17 protein-coding genes are annotated in these 20,032 nt (G+C 44.0%); 13 read left to right on the top strand and 4 right to left on the bottom strand.

The annotated features are described in order from the left end of the window. Positions 1-4: 4 nt before the first annotated feature. The 3 genes from FB592_RS15430 to ytrH form a co-directional block, all read right to left on the bottom strand. Complete coding sequence (locus tag FB592_RS15430) at positions 5-196, bottom strand: YtzJ family protein (RefSeq protein WP_141949742.1); 192 nt, start codon at positions 194-196, stop codon at positions 5-7. A 101-nt stretch (positions 197-297) separates the two neighbouring features. After that, positions 298-801: a sporulation membrane protein YtrI gene (gene ytrI, locus FB592_RS15425; protein WP_003229408.1), complete on the bottom strand. Its 504-nt coding sequence runs from the start codon at positions 799-801 to the stop codon at positions 298-300. After that, positions 798-1,139 carry a sporulation membrane protein YtrH gene (gene ytrH / locus FB592_RS15420; protein WP_003229410.1) on the bottom strand — a complete coding sequence of 114 codons (342 nt, stop codon included), beginning with the start codon at positions 1,137-1,139 and terminating at the stop codon, positions 798-800. Before ytrH ends, ytrI begins: the two co-directional genes overlap by 4 nt. Before the next feature lie 139 nt (positions 1,140-1,278). On the opposite strand from ytrH, the gene dnaE reads away from it, so the two are divergent. From dnaE to FB592_RS15385, 7 genes are all read left to right on the top strand, one after another. Next, complete coding sequence (gene dnaE / locus FB592_RS15415) at positions 1,279-4,626, top strand: DNA polymerase III subunit alpha (RefSeq protein ID WP_124048020.1); 3,348 nt, start codon at positions 1,279-1,281, stop codon at positions 4,624-4,626. A gap of 136 nt (positions 4,627-4,762) precedes the next feature. Continuing rightward, positions 4,763-5,995, top strand: coding sequence for an NADP-dependent malic enzyme (ystJ, locus tag FB592_RS15410; protein ID WP_014664951.1), 1,233 nt, complete (start codon positions 4,763-4,765; stop codon positions 5,993-5,995). A 334-nt stretch (positions 5,996-6,329) separates the two neighbouring features. Continuing rightward, positions 6,330-7,202 (top strand): acetyl-CoA carboxylase, carboxyltransferase subunit beta, encoded by an 873-nt coding sequence (accD, locus tag FB592_RS15405; protein WP_024573337.1) that lies wholly within the window; start codon positions 6,330-6,332, stop codon positions 7,200-7,202. Then, on the top strand, positions 7,187-8,164 hold the full coding sequence (accA, locus tag FB592_RS15400) for an acetyl-CoA carboxylase carboxyl transferase subunit alpha (RefSeq protein WP_003229417.1): 978 nt from the start codon (positions 7,187-7,189) through the stop codon (positions 8,162-8,164). Before accD ends, accA begins: the two co-directional genes overlap by 16 nt. Positions 8,165-8,347: 183 nt before the next feature. Further along, positions 8,348-9,307, top strand: coding sequence for a 6-phosphofructokinase (gene pfkA / locus FB592_RS15395; protein WP_003237788.1), 960 nt, complete (start codon positions 8,348-8,350; stop codon positions 9,305-9,307). A 42-nt stretch (positions 9,308-9,349) separates the two neighbouring features. Continuing rightward, a complete protein-coding gene (gene pyk, locus FB592_RS15390; protein WP_021480298.1) occupies positions 9,350-11,107 on the top strand; it encodes a pyruvate kinase in 1,758 nt (585 codons plus the stop codon). 92 nt (positions 11,108-11,199) lie between these two features. Further along, a complete protein-coding gene (locus FB592_RS15385; protein ID WP_015251477.1) occupies positions 11,200-11,583 on the top strand; it encodes an FxsA family protein in 384 nt (127 codons plus the stop codon). Between the two features lie 33 nt (positions 11,584-11,616). Here the strand turns inward: FB592_RS15385 and ytvI are convergent, their stop codons facing one another. Next, positions 11,617-12,732, bottom strand: coding sequence for a sporulation integral membrane protein YtvI (gene ytvI, locus FB592_RS15380; protein WP_004399115.1), 1,116 nt, complete (start codon positions 12,730-12,732; stop codon positions 11,617-11,619). A gap of 96 nt (positions 12,733-12,828) precedes the next feature. On the opposite strand from ytvI, the gene FB592_RS15375 reads away from it, so the two are divergent. The 6 genes from FB592_RS15375 to phoR all read left to right on the top strand — a co-directional run bounded on the left by FB592_RS15375 (position 12,829) and on the right by phoR (position 19,830). Beyond that, positions 12,829-13,293: a DUF441 domain-containing protein gene (locus FB592_RS15375; protein ID WP_004398695.1), complete on the top strand. Its 465-nt coding sequence runs from the start codon at positions 12,829-12,831 to the stop codon at positions 13,291-13,293. Positions 13,294-13,627: 334 nt separating this feature from the next. Beyond that, complete coding sequence (citZ, locus tag FB592_RS15370) at positions 13,628-14,746, top strand: citrate synthase (protein ID WP_004398810.1); 1,119 nt, start codon at positions 13,628-13,630, stop codon at positions 14,744-14,746. A gap of 164 nt (positions 14,747-14,910) precedes the next feature. Continuing rightward, a complete protein-coding gene (gene icd / locus FB592_RS15365; protein WP_014477637.1) occupies positions 14,911-16,182 on the top strand; it encodes an NADP-dependent isocitrate dehydrogenase in 1,272 nt (423 codons plus the stop codon). A gap of 43 nt (positions 16,183-16,225) precedes the next feature. Then, positions 16,226-17,164, top strand: coding sequence for a malate dehydrogenase (gene mdh, locus FB592_RS15360; protein WP_003237775.1), 939 nt, complete (start codon positions 16,226-16,228; stop codon positions 17,162-17,164). Positions 17,165-17,375: 211 nt separating this feature from the next. Beyond that, positions 17,376-18,098, top strand: a complete 723-nt coding sequence (phoP, locus tag FB592_RS15355) for a two-component system response regulator PhoP (RefSeq protein ID WP_014477634.1) — start codon at positions 17,376-17,378, stop codon at positions 18,096-18,098. Continuing rightward, positions 18,091-19,830, top strand: a complete 1,740-nt coding sequence (gene phoR / locus FB592_RS15350; RefSeq protein WP_004398493.1) for a sensory box histidine kinase PhoR — start codon at positions 18,091-18,093, stop codon at positions 19,828-19,830. Before phoP ends, phoR begins: the two co-directional genes overlap by 8 nt. The last annotated feature ends 202 nt before the right edge of the window (positions 19,831-20,032 follow it).

Genomic DNA, 20,032 nt, shown 5'->3' with positions numbered 1-20,032 from the left:
TCTCTTAGTGTTCATCTGTGACGGGGATGAACCAGTAGCCGAAATCAGTAAGGTCCTCGTAGACTTGGAGATTGTGTGATTGAAGTTCTTTTTTGATGAGGGAAGCGAGTGAGTTTGTTTCGGCATATGCAGAAAAACCTTGTCTGAGACGGGCTGCTTGATCTTTTGCTAACTGACGGTCACTGTAAACCTCCATTTCCCTTCCTCCTTCCTTTCGCCATTAAGCCTCACATATAGTTTATAAAAAAGAATGGGAAAAAGCGACAGAAGTTTGGAGAATTTAAAAAAAATCCATAATTATGTGGCGAAAGATATTTCAAGTTCCACTGTCAGCCTCGTATAAATAATCAATTCTCTGACGGTTGCCTCGTATTTTTTTTCATTGATCATATAGACTTTATTTTCAATTGTCCGCTTCAAGAGATCCTTTGTTTGATAGACGCTCTCTATGTCTTTTGTAATCACCTCTGAAATATCATCCTTTACATGCTCCTCGAATTTCGTTTTATCCGGCTGTGATATTTTATATTTATCCCCATTCAGCAATTTGACGCTGACGCTTTGAATCAGCAGTTTTCTTTTATTATCTTCATTCAGTTTATGGAGGTCTTCTTGATAGATCGAAATTTGATTGTTCAAGTCTTTTACATGCTCTTTTTGCTTTTCGATGAGGCTGACCTGCTCCTCTTGGAATGTTCCGTAAGTAAACAGGAAAAAGAACCAGCTGATTACGGCTCCGCACATCATTCCCGCGAAAAAACGCTGCCATCCCGGTTTTTTGTAATGTTGGGGGACCCTCATGAAGAAAGATGCTCCTGGGTCAGCCATGATATAATAAGCCAGCCGCTTTGCGCGCCCCCCATGGCCGAAATAATTAAAAGAAGCTGTTTAAAGATATCTCTCGTATTGCCTTCGAGTATGCCGCGTTCAAAGCTGTATACCGCATCAAAGGTGCCTCCGATAGCTGCGACAAGTGCCCATATTTTTAACCGGTTGGCAAGCTTTGTAATGGCTGTAAGCGGGGGTTCGCCTGCCAAATATGCACCGAGCCCTCCGATGAGTGCGCCCCCGATCAGCACCCCTAACGCAATGAAGTAGCTATTGATAAAATTCACCATAAATCCTGCTTCCTGATCCATCTTTATCACCTCACCTTTTATATCATATTGAGCTTTCAGGACAAGTATGATGATGAGTCAAAAAAGAACATTTGTTTCTTTTGGAAACCGGCCTTATAATGAGGGAAGAAATGAATCGTAATGAGAAAGAGGTGATAGCATGTCTTTTGTTCACCTGCAAGTGCATAGCGGGTATAGCCTGCTAAACAGCGCCGCGGCTGTGGAAGAGCTCGTCAGTGAAGCTGACAGGCTCGGATATGCGTCTTTGGCGCTGACAGATGATCATGTCATGTACGGAGCTATTCAATTTTATAAAGCTTGCAAGGCGAGAGGGATCAACCCAATAATCGGTTTGACGGCTTCTGTTTTTACAGATGACAGCGAGCTTGAAGCATACCCGCTCGTCCTGCTGGCAAAATCAAATACAGGCTATCAAAACCTGCTGAAAATCAGCAGCGTTCTGCAATCTAAATCAAAAGGCGGACTGAAGCCGAAATGGCTTCACAGTTATCGAGAAGGGATTATCGCAATAACGCCCGGCGAAAAAGGATATATTGAAACACTTCTTGAAGGAGGGCTGTTCGAACAGGCTGCTCAAGCCTCGCTGGAATTTCAGTCTATATTCGGAAAGGGAGCTTTTTATTTCTCCTATCAGCCTTTTAAAGGGAATCAAGTCTTGTCTGAGCAGATTCTAAAGCTATCAGAAGAAACGGATATCCCTGTTACGGCCACAGGCGATGTGCATTACATAAGGAAGGAAGATAAGGCTGCCTACCGTTGTTTGAAAGCGATTAAAGCGGGGGAAAAACTGACGGATGCACCCGCTGAAGATTTGCCTGATCTCGATTTGAAACCACTCGAAGAAATGCAAAACATTTATCGAGAGCATCCCGAGGCACTGCAAGCTTCTGTAGAGATCGCGGAACAATGCCGGGTTGACGTCAGTCTCGGGCAGACCCGTCTACCGTCTTTTCCGACCCCAGACGGAACGTCCGCTGATGATTATTTAACGGATATCTGTATGGAGGGACTCCGCAGCCGTTTCGGCAAGCCTGATGAACGATACCTTCGCCGTCTTCAATATGAGCTTGATGTCATCAAGCGGATGAAGTTCAGCGATTACTTTCTGATCGTGTGGGATTTTATGAAGCACGCCCATAAAAAAGGGATTGTTACAGGACCGGGAAGAGGTTCTGCGGCAGGTTCTCTTGTGGCATATGTGCTGTATATCACAGATGTTGACCCGATTAAGCATCACCTTCTGTTTGAAAGATTTTTAAATCCCGAGCGCGTCAGCATGCCGGATATTGATATTGACTTTCCCGATACTAGAAGGGATGAAGTCATTCAATATGTTCAGCAGAAATACGGTGCAATGCACGTCGCACAGATTATCACCTTTGGAACACTTGCGGCAAAGGCGGCGCTCCGGGACGTCGGCAGAGTATTCGGCGTCAGCCCGAAGGAGGCAGATCAGCTTGCAAAACTCATTCCTTCAAGACCGGGCATGACGCTGGATGAAGCGAGACAGCAGTCACCGCAGCTGGATAAGCGGCTTCGGGAGTCAAGCCTGCTTCAGCAAGTCTATTCAATTGCCCGGAAAATAGAAGGGCTGCCAAGGCATGCATCAACCCACGCAGCGGGCGTTGTCCTGAGTGAAGAACCCTTAACAGATGTTGTTCCGCTTCAAGAAGGGCATGAAGGGATCTATTTAACGCAATACGCGATGGACCATCTTGAAGACTTGGGCCTTTTAAAAATGGATTTCTTAGGTTTGAGGAATCTGACACTTATTGAATCCATCACTTCAATGATTGAAAAAGAAGAAAATATTAAAATAGATCTTTCAAGTATTTCCTACAGCGATGACAAAACGTTCTCCTTGCTGTCAAAAGGGGATACGACAGGCATTTTCCAGCTTGAATCTGCAGGGATGAGAAGCGTCTTGAAACGGCTGAAACCTTCGGGCCTAGAAGATATTGTGGCGGTCAATGCACTGTACCGGCCGGGTCCGATGGAAAATATTCCGTTATTTATCGACCGTAAACACGGCCGGGCGCCTGTTCACTATCCTCATGAAGATTTAAGGAGCATTTTGGAAGATACATATGGCGTCATTGTGTATCAGGAACAAATTATGATGATTGCTTCCCGTATGGCGGGGTTTTCTTTAGGCGAAGCGGACCTATTGAGAAGGGCGGTCAGCAAAAAGAAAAAAGAAATCCTGGACAGAGAGCGAAGCCATTTTGTTGAAGGGTGCTTAAAAAAGGAGTATTCTGTAGACACTGCAAATGAGGTCTACGATTTAATCGTCAAATTCGCAAACTATGGCTTTAACAGAAGCCATGCGGTGGCATACAGCATGATCGGGTGCCAGCTTGCGTATTTGAAAGCTCATTATCCGTTATATTTTATGTGCGGATTGCTGACAAGCGTCATTGGCAATGAGGATAAAATCTCTCAATATCTTTACGAAGCAAAGGGGAGCGGGATTCGTATCCTTCCTCCGTCAGTGAATAAAAGCAGTTTTCCGTTTACAGTTGAAAACGGATCTGTCAGATACAGCCTCCGCACAATAAAAAGTGTAGGCGTCTCAGCAGTCAAAGATATATATAAAGCAAGAAAAGAGAAACCATTTGAAGATCTTTTCGATTTCTGCTTTCGCGTGCCGTCAAAAAGCGTAAATCGCAAAGTGCTTGAAGCACTTATCTTTTCTGGTGCGATGGACGAATTCGGCCAAAACCGGGCCACGCTGCTCGCATCCATTGATGTTGCTTTGGAACATGCTGAGCTATTCGCCGCGGACGATGACCAAATGGGATTGTTTTTAGATGAATCGTTTTCAATTAAGCCGAAGTATGTGGAGACGGAGGAGCTTCCTCTGGTGGATTTACTTGCGTTTGAAAAGGAAACGCTTGGCATTTATTTTTCAAATCATCCCCTCTCCGCCTTCCGAAAACAGCTCACTGCGCAAGGAGCAGTCTCCATTCTGCAGGCTCAGCGAGCAGTCAAAAGGCAGCTTTCACTAGGCGTTCTGCTGTCGAAGATCAAAACGATTCGGACGAAAACAGGTCAAAACATGGCGTTTTTAACGCTCAGTGATGAAACCGGCGAGATGGAAGCCGTAGTCTTCCCTGAACAATTCAGACAGCTTTCTCCCGTTTTAAGAGAAGGCGCTCTTTTGTTCACTGCGGGGAAATGTGAAGTTAGACAAGATAAGATCCAATTCATCATGTCCCGGGCAGAATTATTAGAAAATATGGATGCAGAAAAAGCGCCATCGGTTTATATAAAAATAGAAAGCAGTCAGCACAGCCAGGAGATCCTGGCAAAGATTAAGCGCATTTTGCTGGAGCATAAAGGGGAAACAGGCGTTTATCTCTATTATGAAAGGCAAAAACAGACGATTAAGCTACCTGAGTCGTTCCATATCAATGCAGATCACCAGGTGTTATATCGCTTAAAAGAGCTGTTGGGTCAAAAAAACGTCGTTTTAAAACAGTGGTAACGATTCGCTTTTTGTTATACAATTGGAGCAATTATGTGATCCTGTTTAAATATTCAGATAGATTTACTCCGCAGAATGCAGCAATCAACGCAGCAGTATACGAATCAAAAAATATCCATAAGGAGTGTTTAGGAGAATGTCATTAAGAGAAGAAGCATTACACCTGCATAAAGTCAACCAGGGGAAACTGGAGTCTAAATCAAAAGTAGAGGTCAGAAATGCGAAAGATCTAAGCCTCGCGTATTCTCCGGGTGTTGCAGAACCGTGTAAGGATATTCATGAAGACATTAACAAAGTATATGATTATACAATGAAGGGGAACATGGTAGCAGTTGTAACTGACGGTACAGCTGTACTTGGCCTTGGAAACATCGGCCCTGAAGCGGCGCTTCCTGTTATGGAAGGGAAAGCAGTTCTTTTCAAAAGCTTTGCGGGCGTAGATGCGTTCCCGATTGCTTTAAACACAAACGATGTTGATAAAATCGTTGAAACTGTAAAATTGCTGGAACCGACATTTGGCGGCGTCAACCTTGAAGATATTGCAGCGCCAAACTGCTTTATCATTGAAGAGCGCCTCAAAAAAGAAACAAACATCCCGGTTTTCCATGATGATCAGCACGGTACTGCCATTGTAACCGTAGCAGGTCTTGTGAACGCGCTGAAACTGTCTGGAAAATCCATGTCATCCATTAAAGTTGTCGCAAACGGCGCGGGTGCGGCTGGCATTGCGATTATCAAGCTTCTTCATCATTATGGCGTTCGCGACATTGTGATGTGCGATTCCAAAGGGGCCATTTATGAAGGGCGCCCGAACGGCATGAACGATGTCAAAAATGAAGTGGCGAAGTTCACGAACCAAGATCGCAAAGACGGTTCTCTGAAAGATGTCATCGTTGATGCTGACGTATTTATCGGTGTCTCTGTAGCAGGCGCGTTAACAAAAGAGATGGTTCAAAGCATGGCAAAAGATCCGATTATCTTTGCAATGGCAAATCCAAATCCGGAAATCATGCCGGAAGATGCGCGTGAAGCCGGAGCAAGCGTTATCGGAACTGGCCGTTCTGACTTCCCGAACCAAGTAAACAATGTTCTTGCATTCCCTGGTATTTTCCGCGGAGCACTTGATGTGCGTGCCACTCATATTAACGAGGAAATGAAAATCGCAGCGGTTGAAGCCATTGCTTCACTGGTTTCAGAAGATGAGCTTAGCGCAGACTATGTCATCCCTGCACCGTTTGATAAACGTGTTGCGCCTGCTGTTGCGAAGGCTGTGGCAAAAGCTGCGATGGAAACAGGTGTTGCAAGAATCACTGTTGACCCTGAGGAAGTCGCAGAAAAAACAAGAAAACTTACGATTATTGGTGAATAATTTTAATTCATTCCAAAAATGGCAGCGCGTTGGCGGAGACCGGCGCGCTGTTCTCAAGTTAAACTGACGGCTGAAATTTTTTTAGGGGGTTAGCCTTAAAAAAATTTCAGCCGGGTTTAACATTATTTTTGAATGCGCTGTCAACCTTGTCGTTTCAACACCTTATCTGATTTCATACAAGCCTTTCCGAGCACGTCATCGAATAAAAAGTTGTCGAATTGAGGATGACAGCGTTTGACAAAAAAAGTACAATAGTTTCGGTAAAGTTATTAGCAAGTCTATCTGTTTGATGACATGCGGTGAAGAGAACCCTTCACAAAAGGGAGGTAATCATTTGTTAAAGGATATATTCACGAAAAAGAAAAAGTATGCTTCCGTACCATCTGATCAAGCGAAGCACGATGTTCCGGAAGGCATTATGACAAAATGTCCTAAGTGTAAAAAAATCATGCTCACTAAAGAGTTGGATAAAAATATGCGGGTATGCATGAACTGCGATTATCATTTCCCAATGAACGCAAAACAGCGTATCGAAAGCTTGATGGATGAAAAATCCTTTGAGGAATTCAATCAGGGAATGCTCTCGGAAAATCCGCTTGGTTTCCCGGGATATCTGGAAAAGCTTGAAAAAGATCGCGAGAAAACATCCTTAAACGAGGCTGTTGTGACAGGCAAGGGCACCATCGGCGGACACCCGGCTGTAGTCGCCGTCATGGATTCTTCATTCAGAATGGGCAGCATGGGTTCAGTCGTCGGTGAAAAAATCACGCTTGCGATTGAAAAAGCAAAAGCTGATAAAGTTCCGTTTATTATTTTTACGGCTTCAGGCGGCGCTAGAATGCAGGAAGGCGTATTAAGTTTAATGCAGATGGCTAAGACAAGCTCTGCGTTAAAACTGTTCAGTGAAGAACAGGGTCTTATTATTTCAGTAATGACGCATCCGACTACCGGGGGCGTATCAGCAAGCTTTGCATCCCTTGGCGATTACAATTTCGCTGAGCCTGGCGCGTTGATTGGTTTTGCCGGAAGACGGATTATTGAACAGACAATAGGAGAAAAACTGCCTGAGGACTTCCAAACGGCTGAATTTTTATTAAAACATGGACAGCTTGATGCGGTTATTCATCGTGACGATATGAAAAAAACGTTAGAAAATCTGCTGGATATGCATCAAACAGGAGGTGACATTGAGTGGCTCCAAGATTAGAATTTGAAAAACCGGTGATTGAACTGCAAACCAAAATCGCCGAACTAAAAAAATTCACCCAAGATTCCGATATGGATCTAAGTGCGGAAATCGAACGGCTCGAAGACCGTCTCGCTAAGCTTCAGGATGATATTTACAAAAATCTGAAGCCATGGGACCGGGTTCAAATCGCGCGTCTGGCGGACCGTCCGACAACTCTTGATTATATCGAACACCTGTTTACCGACTTTTTTGAATGTCACGGAGACAGAGCGTACGGGGACGATGAAGCCATTGTCGGCGGGATTGCGAAGTTCCACGGCCTCCCTGTAACGGTAATCGGGCATCAGCGCGGCAAAGACACGAAGGAAAACCTAGTCCGCAATTTTGGGATGCCGCATCCAGAAGGCTACAGAAAAGCGCTTCGTCTGATGAAACAGGCTGACAAATTTAACAGGCCGATTATCTGTTTTATTGATACGAAGGGGGCATACCCTGGACGAGCAGCTGAAGAAAGAGGACAAAGTGAAGCTATTGCCAAAAACCTGTTTGAGATGGCCGGCCTTCGAGTGCCTGTTATCTGCATCGTCATCGGTGAAGGCGGAAGCGGCGGAGCCCTTGGTCTGGGTGTAGGGAATCACTTGCATATGCTGGAAAACTCTACTTATTCTGTTATTTCTCCGGAAGGTGCCGCGGCACTTTTATGGAAGGACTCCAGTCTTGCTAAAAAAGCAGCAGAAACAATGAAAATCACTGCGCCGGATTTAAAAGAATTAGGTATTATAGATCATATGATTAAAGAAGTAAAAGGCGGAGCGCACCATGATGTGAAGCTGCAGGCAAGCTATATGGACGAAACCCTTAAACAATCGTTAAAAACTTTGCTGAAGCTGAGCGAAGAAGAATTAGTTCAGCAGCGCTATGAAAAATATAAAGCAATTGGCAAAGTCTCGGTTGAAGATCAATATATCGGGGTAAACTAAATAAACGTGAAGCCTTTGGCTCACGTTTATTTTTTGTGACATTCCTTAAATTTTATTTAAAAACAATTTATTTAATTGTATAATAGGTAAGGTTTCATAGGGAGGATGGAGATCCCTTTTCATTGTTTTTAGGGCAATGATCATGTTATGTTTAATCATATATGTTGCTGAGGTGAATGGAGAATGAAACGTATAGGGGTATTAACGAGCGGCGGGGATTCCCCGGGAATGAACGCAGCAGTTCGCGCAGTAGTCAGAAAAGCGATCTATCATGACGTTGAAGTTTACGGTATTTACAACGGATACGCGGGATTGATCAGCGGAAAGATTGAAAAGCTTGAACTCGGATCAGTAGGCGATATTATACATCGTGGAGGAACTAAGCTTTATACGGCAAGATGTCCTGAATTCAAAACAGTTGAAGGCCGTGAAAAAGGGATAGAAAACTTGAAGAAGCTTGGTATTGAAGGCCTTGTTGTTATCGGCGGAGACGGTTCATATATGGGTGCGAAAAAATTAACGGAACACGGGTTTCCATGTGTAGGTGTACCGGGTACAATTGATAATGACATTCCGGGCACTGATTTTACAATCGGTTTCGATACAGCTTTAAATACAGTAATTGACGCAATTGATAAGATTCGCGATACAGCGACTTCTCATGAACGTACATATGTAATCGAAGTAATGGGTCGTCATGCCGGCGATATCGCATTGTGGGCCGGTCTTGCAGGGGGCGCGGAATCGATCTTAATCCCTGAGGCAGACTATGACATGCACGAAATCATTGCCCGCTTAAAACGCGGCCACGAACGCGGCAAGAAGCACAGTATTATTATTGTTGCCGAAGGTGTAGGCAGCGGTGTTGAATTCGGGAAACGCATTGAAGAAGAAACAAATCTTGAAACTAGGGTATCTGTATTGGGCCATATCCAGCGCGGAGGTTCTCCGAGTGCTGCTGACCGTGTGTTAGCAAGCCGTCTCGGCGCATATGCAGTTGAACTGCTGCTTGAAGGAAAAGGCGGACGCTGTGTAGGTATACAAAACAATAAGCTTGTAGACCATGATATTATAGAAATACTTGAGACAAAACACACAGTTGAGCAAAACATGTATCAGCTTTCAAAAGAACTGTCTATCTAATGTACAGCTGAAGGCTGAAGATTTCAGAAGGAAGTGAACCAAATGAGAAAAACTAAAATTGTTTGTACCATCGGTCCGGCAAGTGAAAGTATTGAAATGCTTACGAAATTAATGGAGTCAGGAATGAACGTGGCTCGATTAAACTTTTCTCACGGAGATTTTGAGGAACACGGTGCAAGAATTAAAAATATCCGCGAAGCAAGTAAAAAACTTGGCAAAAACGTTGGAATTCTGCTTGATACAAAAGGTCCTGAAATCCGCACACATACAATGGAAAACGGCGGTATTGAGCTTGAAACAGGCAAAGAGCTCATTATTTCAATGGACGAGGTTGTAGGAACAACAGATAAAATTTCAGTGACATATGAAGGTTTAGTCCATGACGTTGAACAAGGTTCAACGATTCTGTTAGATGACGGCCTTATCGGTCTTGAGGTACTTGATGTAGATGCCGCTAAACGCGAAATCAAAACAAAAGTATTAAACAACGGAACACTCAAAAATAAAAAAGGTGTTAACGTACCGGGCGTAAGTGTCAATCTTCCGGGTATTACTGAAAAGGATGCGCGAGACATCGTTTTCGGTATTGAGCAAGGAGTAGACTTCATCGCACCATCTTTCATTCGACGTTCCACGGATGTGCTCGAAATCCGTGAGCTTCTTGAAGAGCACAACGCTCAGGATATTCAAATCATCCCTAAAATCGAAAACCAAGAGGGCGTCGACAACATCGATGCGATTCTCGAAGTGTCTGACGGCTTAATGGTTGCACGCGGAGACTTAGGTGTGGAAATTCCAGCTGAAGAAGTGCCGCTTGTGCAAAAAGAACTGATCAAAAAATGCAACGCGCTGGGCAAACCTGTTATTACAGCAACACAAATGCTTGACAGCATGCAGCGCAACCCGCGTCCGACTCGTGCGGAAGCAAGTGACGTTGCAAACGCGATCTTCGACGGAACAGATGCGATCATGCTTTCTGGTGAAACTGCTGCCGGAAGTTATCCGGTTGAAGCAGTTCAAACAATGCATAACATCGCGTCCCGTTCTGAAGAAGCTTTAAATTATAAAGAAATTCTCTCAAAACGCAGAGATCAAGTGGGCATGACAATTACAGACGCAATTGGACAATCTGTCGCACATACGGCGATTAACCTGAATGCTGCTGCGATCGTAACGCCGACAGAAAGCGGCCATACAGCACGTATGATTGCAAAATACCGTCCGCAGGCTCCGATTGTTGCGGTTACTGTAAATGACTCTATTTCCAGAAAGCTTGCCCTCGTATCTGGTGTATTCGCGGAAAGCGGCCAAAATGCGAGCTCAACAGATGAGATGCTTGAGGATGCTGTCCAAAAATCATTGAACAGCGGAATTGTAAAACACGGCGATCTTATCGTTATTACAGCAGGCACTGTCGGTGAGTCCGGCACTACGAACTTAATGAAGGTTCATACTGTCGGCGATATCGTCGCTAAAGGCCAAGGCATTGGACGCAAATCAGCTTACGGTCCGGTTGTTGTTGCACAAAATGCAAAAGAAGCTGAGCAAAAAATGACTGACGGTGCGGTACTTGTTACCAAAAGCACTGACCGTGATATGATTGCATCCCTTGAAAAAGCGTCTGCTCTTATTACAGAAGAAGGCGGTTTGACTAGCCATGCGGCGGTAGTCGGATTAAGCCTTGGCATCCCGGTTATCGTGGGTCTGGAAAATGCGACATCTATTTTGACAGATGGCCAGGATATTACAGTTGACGCTTCCAGAGGTGCAGTCTATCAAGGCCGTGCGAGCGTTCTTTAATTACAGGTGAAAATGGAAGGGGAATCCCTTCCTTTTCTCTTTATCATGCCTTTTGTTGAACAGAACGTGTTACACGTGTGGGGGGCTTGGATATGAGATTTTTGTTTTTGCTTTTTATTGTGTTTCCGGCAATAGAAATCGGCATATTCCTATTTTTAGGCAAGCTGATTGGCATTTTACCGACAGTTCTATTCATGATTCTGACTGGCATTATCGGCGCAGCAGCTGCAAAAAAACAAGGAACCGAAGTGTATTATAAGGTTCAGCGTGATCTTCAATATGGCAAAATGCCGGGGGAAGCGATTGCTGACGGTCTGTGCATTTTCATTGGCGGTCTATTGCTGATGCTTCCGGGCTTTTTATCAGATTTGGCCGGCGCCTGTCTTCTTATCCCGTTTACCCGCGGCTGGTGTAAGCCGATTCTGTTCAAATGGCTGAGAGGAATGTCGAAGAATAAGCGGATCATCATCAAATAAAAAACGGCAGCCATGAAAAAAACGGCTGCCGTTTTATTTTTGCTGAACGGTGATATAGGACCATATTTCTTTTAATGCGCCTGTAGTGATGAAAGCTTGGATGATGACGAGTACAGCCGGTCCCGCAATCAGTCCTAAAAACCCGAATAATTTAAAGCCGGCAAACAGGGCGATGAGTGTTGCCAGCGGATCGATCCCGATAGATTTACTTAGTATCTTGGGCTCTGTCAGCTGCCGCTGAATAAGAACGACGAGGTACAGGATACCAATTCCGATCGCTTGGGGCAGCTGGCCCGTAATCGATAAATACAAAATCCAGGGCACAAATACGGAGCCGGCACCTAAGTAAGGGAGAAGATCTACAAGCCCGATTAAAAAAGCAATTGTTGCGGCGTGTTCAACCTTTAAGAGAGAAAGGCCGATAAATACAATCACCATCGTGATGAAAACGAGGACGGCTTGTGCTTTGATAAAACCAGTCATTGCTTTTTTTAATTCGCTGCTGATTGCTTTGCTGTTAGCTGTCACACGATCCGGCAGAATTAAAACAAGCATGGCTTTCAGCTTGTGCCAATCCTTTGTCATAAAAAAGGTTGCCAGAAGAGAAAAAATCAGAACCGCCGCCGTATTGGGAAGAAGAGCGAAAAATCTCGGGATCATCTCTAGAATGTGGGACAGCAGGAGCCCGGCATTTTTAGCGGCAGAATCACCGAGTGTCTGGATATGAGTGACGATGGAAGCCTGCTGGTTCGTTTCCAATTCTTGAAACAAAAGAGTTAACTCGTTATAGAGCGGCTGAATATGTGTTGTAAACAATTTTTCGCAATATGAAATAAACGTGCTGATATGCGGAGGCAGCGTTTTTGCTAGATAGGCTGTTCCCGTTACGATTTCGGCTACCAGAATGGTAAGGACGCCGAAGGCTGCGAGCAGAAAAAAAGCAAGAACGCCCAGAACATTTATCGTTCGGGGGAATCCTGTCACTTTGTCCAAATAATCGACAACAGGATGAATCACTGATGAAAGAATAAGGGCGATCAGGAACGGATAAGTTAACGGAAACGAATAATAGGCCGCAGCTATCGACCCTGCGGTCATTGATATGACAAAGAGGGTTCTGAAAAAAATAGTGATATAAGATTGATTCACGAAAACGGTCCTCCTCTCGTCAGCATGTCCTATTTTTTATATGTATTCACGCTGTTGCTGAATATGAATACATTCATCTTAAAGGAGGGATGGCATGTGTTTACACAAGCGAATTTATTTTTAATTTTACTCTTGGCTATCGCACTTATCGCAAAAAACCAATCATTGCTCTTTGCTGTATCCGTCCTTTTGATCATCAAAATCGTTGGGCTTGATCAGAAATTATTTCCGACCATCCAGTCAAAAGGCATTAACTGGGGTGTGACCATTATTACCATCGCCGTTCTTGTCCCGATTGCCACGGGAGAAATTGGATTTAAGCAGCTTGGAGAAGCAATGCGGTCTTCCTACGCATGGATCGCCCTTGGAGCGGGGATCGCAGTGGCGCTGATTGCAAAAAACGGCCTGACCCTGCTTGAAAATGATCCACATATTACAACTGCTCTCGTGATCGGTACCATTCTTGCAGTCGCGCTTTTTGGAGGAGTTGCGGTGGGGCCGCTGATCGGAGCGGGGATTGCTTATTTAGCCATGCAGATCGTAAAACTGTTCACTTCATAAAAAAAAAGCGGCCTTAAAGCCGCTTTTTTTTATGCAAAAACCCGCAAATAAAGGCGTTTTTTCGGGGAAATCACAGAATGAAAAAAAAAAATTATAGGTAAACATTTAACAAATGTCTGATTATTGTTTATAATGAGAATAGGCTTAAACTTAAATAAGCTTATAAGAATTTGTTATGTTCTTTCATAAGCAAAGAGTTTTAGTTCCAGCAGCCAGTAAAATGTAAGCATTTTCTTTTTGGGGGAGAGAAATACTTGCATCGTGCTTTTTAAGTAAGCCTCATGTTTTTACAACACTCTTAAAGGGGAAATTTATTGAAAAGGAGATGTTATATATGACAGCGACACGCGGTCTTGAAGGGGTTGTAGCAACAACATCATCTGTTAGTTCTATTATTGATGATACCCTTACATATGTGGGGTATGATATCGATGATTTGACAGAGAATGCAAGTTTTGAAGAAATCATCTACTTGCTTTGGCATCTAAGGCTGCCAAACAAAAAAGAGCTTGAAGAGTTAAAGCAGCAGCTTGCAAAGGAAGCTGCCGTTCCGCAAGAAATTATTGAGCACTTCAAATCTTATTCCCTCGAAAATGTTCATCCCATGGCTGCTCTTCGGACAGCAATTTCATTACTAGGCCTGCTTGACAGCGAGGCTGATACCATGAACCCGGAAGCCAACTACAGAAAGGCGATCCGCCTTCAGGCAAAGGTGCCTGGCTTGGTTGCAGCGTTTTCCAGAATTCGCAAGGGTCTTGAGCCTGTTGAACCGAGAGAAGATTACGGTATTGCGGAGAATTTTCTTTACACATTAAACGGTGAAGAGCCTTCACCAATTGAAGTTGAAGCCTTCAACAAAGCATTGATTTTACATGCTGACCATGAGTTGAACGCGTCAACGTTCACAGCGAGGGTCTGCGTCGCAACACTTTCTGACATCTATTCAGGCATTACTGCAGCAATCGGCGCGCTGAAAGGGCCTCTTCACGGCGGAGCGAATGAAGGCGTTATGAAAATGCTGACAGAAATCGGTGAAGTGGAAAACGCTGAGCCGTACATCCGCGCTAAACTTGAAAAGAAAGAAAAAATCATGGGATTCGGCCACCGTGTGTATAAGCATGGTGATCCGCGCGCGAAGCATCTGAAAGAAATGAGCAAGCGCCTGACCAACCTGACAGGCGAAAGCAAATGGTATGAGATGTCGATTCGTATAGAAGACATCGTCACATCAGAGAAAAAGCTTCCGCCTAACGTTGATTTCTATTCGGCTTCTGTATATCACAGCCTCGGTATTGACCATGATTTGTTTACACCGATTTTTGCAGTAAGCAGAATGTCCGGCTGGCTCGCTCATATTCTTGAGCAGTATGACAACAACCGTCTGATCCGCCCGCGGGCAGATTACACAGGCCCTGACAAACAAAAATTCGTTCCGATTGAAGAAAGAGCCTAAAGAACCATTGGAGGCTGGCTTGCGTCAATGAGGTTAGCCTCTTGTTCAGAACATCAAAATTGGGTTACACTTTAAATTGAATGTTAGGAAAAATCATTTTATTTTCTATATAAGAAAAATAAAATGTTTTCTAAATATGAATTACATACTGGGAGGTTTTTATTGTGGCACAAGGTGAAAAAATTACAGTCTCTAACGGAGTATTAAACGTACCAAACAACCCGATTATCCCATTTATCGAAGGAGACGGAACCGGTCCTGATATTTGGAACGCGGCTTCGAAGGTTTTGGAAGCAGCAGTAGAAAAAGCATACAAAGGCGAAAAGAAAATTACATGGAAAGAAGTTTACGCCGGAGAAAAGGCTTATAATAAAACAGGTGAGTGGCTCCCTGCTGAAACATTAGATGTGATCCGCGAATATTTCATCGCGATTAAAGGCCCGTTAACGACACCTGTCGGCGGCGGTATCCGTTCTTTGAACGTAGCGCTCAGACAAGAGCTTGACCTATTCGTCTGCTTAAGACCTGTAAGATACTTTACTGGAGTGCCGTCACCGGTAAAACGCCCTGAAGATACTGATATGGTCATCTTCCGTGAAAATACAGAAGATATTTACGCAGGCATCGAGTATGCAAAAGGCTCTGAAGAAGTGCAAAAGCTTATCAGCTTCCTTCAAAATGAGTTAAACGTCAATAAAATCCGTTTCCCTGAGACATCAGGTATCGGCATTAAGCCTGTTTCAGAAGAAGGAACAAGCCGCTTGGTCAGAGCTGCCATTGATTATGCGATCGAGCATGGCCGCAAATCTGTAACGCTTGTTCACAAAGGAAACATCATGAAGTTCACAGAAGGCGCGTTCAAAAACTGGGGCTATGAACTTGCTGAAAAAGAATACGGAGATAAAGTCTTCACATGGGCTCAATATGACCGCATTGCTGAAGAAGAAGGAAAAGACGCTGCCAACAAAGCGCAAAGCGAAGCGGAAGCAGCAGGAAAAATCATTATCAAAGACAGCATTGCTGACATTTTCCTTCAGCAGATCTTAACGCGTCCAAACGAGTTTGATGTCGTTGCGACAATGAACTTGAACGGAGATTACATTTCTGATGCTCTTGCTGCGCAAGTCGGCGGAATCGGCATTGCTCCTGGAGCGAACATCAACTACGAAACAGGACATGCGATTTTCGAGGCGACGCACGGAACGGCTCCTAAATATGCAGGCCTTGATAAAGTAAACCCATCTTCAGTTATTCTTTCAGGCGTTCTGCTTCTTGAGCATTTAGGATGGAACGAAGCGGCTGATTTGGTTATCAAATCTATGGAAAAAACAATCGCTTCCAAAGTCGTAACTTACGATTTTGCTAGATTAATGGACGGGGCGACTGAAGTGAAATGTTCAGAGTTCGGAGAAGAACTGATCAAAAACATGGACTAAGCAAGGAAAAAGCCTAAAACTAGCCATAAAGGAGAAGAGAGACATGGGAAATACTCGTAAAAAAGTTTCTGTTATCGGAGCAGGTTTTACCGGAGCTACAACTGCATTTTTAATCGCTCAAAAAGAGCTGGCAGACGTTGTTCTTGTTGACATTCCGCAATTGGAGAACCCGACAAAGGGAAAAGCGCTTGATATGCTTGAAGCAAGCCCGGTTCAAGGCTTTGACGCAAAAATTACGGGAACATCCAATTACGAGGATACAGCTGGCTCTGACATTGTTGTCATTACAGCCGGTATCGCAAGAAAACCTGGTATGAGCAGAGATGATCTGGTCTCTACAAACGAAAAGATTATGAGAAGCGTTACCCGGGAAATCGTGAAATATTCTCCTGACTCTATTATTGTGGTGCTGACAAATCCTGTTGATGCAATGACATACGCGGTGTACAAAGAATCAGGCTTCCCTAAAGAGCGTGTAATCGGCCAGTCCGGTGTGCTTGATACGGCAAGATTCAGAACATTTGTGGCAGAGGAATTAAACTTGTCAGTGAAAGATGTGACTGGTTTCGTACTCGGCGGACACGGTGACGATATGGTGCCGCTTGTGCGTTATTCTTATGCTGGCGGTATCCCGCTTGAAACTCTTATTCCGAAAGAACGGATTGACGCAATTGTGGAGCGCACTAGAAAAGGCGGAGGCGAAATCGTGAATCTTCTTGGAAACGGAAGCGCGTATTATGCGCCTGCGGCTTCTCTGACAGAAATGGTCGAAGCGATCTTGAAAGATCAGCGCCGCGTCCTTCCTACAATTGCTTATCTTGAAGGGGAATACGGCTATGAAGGCATCTACCTTGGTGTTCCTACAATTGTAGGCGGCAACGGTCTTGAGCAAATCATTGAACTTGAACTGACAGACTATGAAAGAGCGCAGCTGAATAAATCAGTTGAATCTGTCAAAAATGTCATGAAAGTATTATCCTAATAAAAAGAGAGAAAGGCTTGCTTAATACAGCCTTTCTCTTTTTACTATAAATGAAAGCGCTATCATACACATCTTTATTTCTTTTAAAAATGATGTAAAAGGCGAATTGTCGGAATGTCCTGCTTTCGCTAAAATAAAATCATGAAACATGTTAAGATGACATAAAATAGAGAAATAGGATGTCGGGGAATTATAATACTGGAGGCACAGCATGAACAAGAAAATTTTAGTTGTGGATGATGAAGAATCTATTGTTACTCTTTTACAGTACAATTTGGAACGGTCAGGCTATGATGTCATTACCGCCTCGGATGGGGAAGAAGCACTCAAAAAAGCGGAAACAGAGAAGCCTGATTTGATTGTGCTTGATGTGATGCTTCCAAAATTGGACGGAATCGAAGTATGCAAGCAGCTGAGACAGCAAAAACTGATGTTTCCCATTTTAATGCTGACAGCGAAGGATGAGGAATTCGACAAAGTATTAGGGCTTGAGCTCGGTGCTGATGATTATATGACCAAGCCGTTCAGTCCAAGGGAAGTAAATGCGAGAGTCAAAGCGATTTTAAGGCGTTCGGAAATGGCTGCGCCCTCTAGTGAGATGAAGAACGATGAAATGGAAGGCCAGATCGTAATCGGCGATCTGAAAATCCTGCCTGATCATTATGAAGCGTACTTTAAAGAAAGTCAGCTTGAATTGACACCGAAAGAATTCGAACTGCTGCTCTATTTAGGCAGACATAAAGGCAGAGTTCTGACAAGAGACCTGCTGCTGAGCGCAGTCTGGAATTATGATTTTGCCGGAGATACGAGAATTGTTGATGTGCACATCAGCCATCTTCGCGACAAAATTGAAAACAATACCAAAAAACCGATCTACATTAAAACGATTAGGGGATTGGGGTATAAACTGGAGGAGCCAAAAATGAATGAATAAATACCGTGTGCGCCTTTTTTCTGTATTCGTTGTCTGTATGATTCTGGTGTTTTGTGTCCTCGGGCTGTTTTTACAGCAGCTTTTTGAAACATCTGATCAAAGGAAAGCAGAGGAACACATTGAAAAAGAAGCAAAATACTTGGCTTCGCTTCTTGATGCCGGCAATCTGAATAATCAAGCAAATGAGAAAATCATTAAAGATGCAGGCGGCGCGCTTGATGTGAGCGCATCCGTTATTGATACAGACGGCAAGGTGCTGTATGGGTCAAACGGGAGATCGGCTGATTCCCAAAAGGTGCAGGCGCTTGTTTCTGGACATGAGGGTATTCTGTCAACAACAGATAACAAGCTTTATTACGGACTTTCACTTAGAAGCGAAGGTGAAAAAACAGGATATGTACTGCTTTCCGCCTCTGAAAAAAGCGACGGCTTAAAAGGCGAATTGTGGGGGATGCTGACGGCCAGTCTTTGTACCGCATTTATCGTCATTGTTTATTTTTATTCCAGCATGACCTCACGTTATAAAAGGTCAATTGAGTCAGCGACAAATGTAGCCACAGAACTCTCTAAGGGCAACTACGATGCACGGACGTACGGCGGCTATATTAGGCGTTCTGATAAGCTAGGACATGCGATGAACAGCCTTGCCATTGATCTGATGGAAATGACGCGAACGCAGGAAATGCAGCGGGATCGGCTGCTGACAGTCATTGAAAACATTGGCTCCGGGCTGATTATGATCGACGGAAGAGGCTTTATTAATCTCGTAAACAGATCTTACGCCAAGCAGTTTCATATCAATCCGAATCATATGCTGCGCCGTCTTTATCACGATGCATTTGAACATGAAGAAGTGATCCAGCTTGTCGAAGACATTTTTATGACGGAGACAAAGAAATGCAAGCTGTTAAGACTTCCGATCAAAATAGAACGGCGTTATTTTGAAGTGGACGGCGTTCCGATTATGGGGCCGGACGATGAATGGAAAGGAATTGTGCTCGTTTTCCATGACATGACGGAAACAAAGAAATTAGAGCAGATGAGGAAGGATTTTGTGGCCAATGTTTCTCATGAGCTGAAAACACCGATTACGTCCATAAAAGGGTTTACGGAGACGTTATTGGATGGGGCGATGGAGGACAAAGAGGCGCTTTCTGAATTTCTCTCTATTATTCTTAAGGAAAGCGAAAGGCTTCAGTCTTTGGTTCAGGATTTGCTCGATCTCTCAAAAATCGAGCAGCAAAATTTCACGCTCAGTATCGAAACGTTTGAACCGGCCAAAATGCTTGGTGAGATAGAAACGCTTCTGAAGCATAAAGCGGATGAGAAAGGCATCTCCTTGCACCTGAATGTCCCGAAAGACCCTCAATATGTATCTGGTGACCCGTACAGGCTGAAACAGGTATTTCTTAATCTCGTAAACAATGCGTTAACGTACACGCCTGAGGGGGGCTCCGTGGCTATCAATGTAAAACCCAGAGAAAAAGACATTCAGATTGAGGTTGCCGATTCTGGAATCGGAATTCAGAAAGAAGAAATTCCGCGAATCTTTGAACGCTTTTACCGCGTAGATAAAGACAGAAGCAGGAATTCGGGCGGAACAGGGCTGGGCCTTGCGATTGTCAAGCATTTAATAGAGGCTCATGAAGGGAAAATTGATGTCACAAGCGAGCTTGGACGGGGAACTGTCTTTACCGTGACGCTGAAACGGGCCGCTGAAAAGTCCGCCTAATGTTTACAAAGGTTTAACAATATCTTCATGCACTGTTAAACCTATGCTGGTAGGATGTAGTAGAACCCCTTCATCCAAGGAGCCAATTTTGACGGCGGGAACCTATTTGTGTTCCCGTCCTTTTTTGTGTCTTCTCTTATAGTTCACGTATTTTCCTTTCAAATTGAACTTTGTTAAAATAAGAGGAGCTAATGACTATGTA

This window comes from Bacillus sp. SJZ110 (genome assembly GCF_006715455.1).
In the GTDB taxonomy this organism is placed as follows: Bacteria; Bacillota; Bacilli; order Bacillales; family Bacillaceae; genus Bacillus; species Bacillus subtilis.
This window is presented reverse-complemented; position numbering and strand designations above follow the sequence as displayed.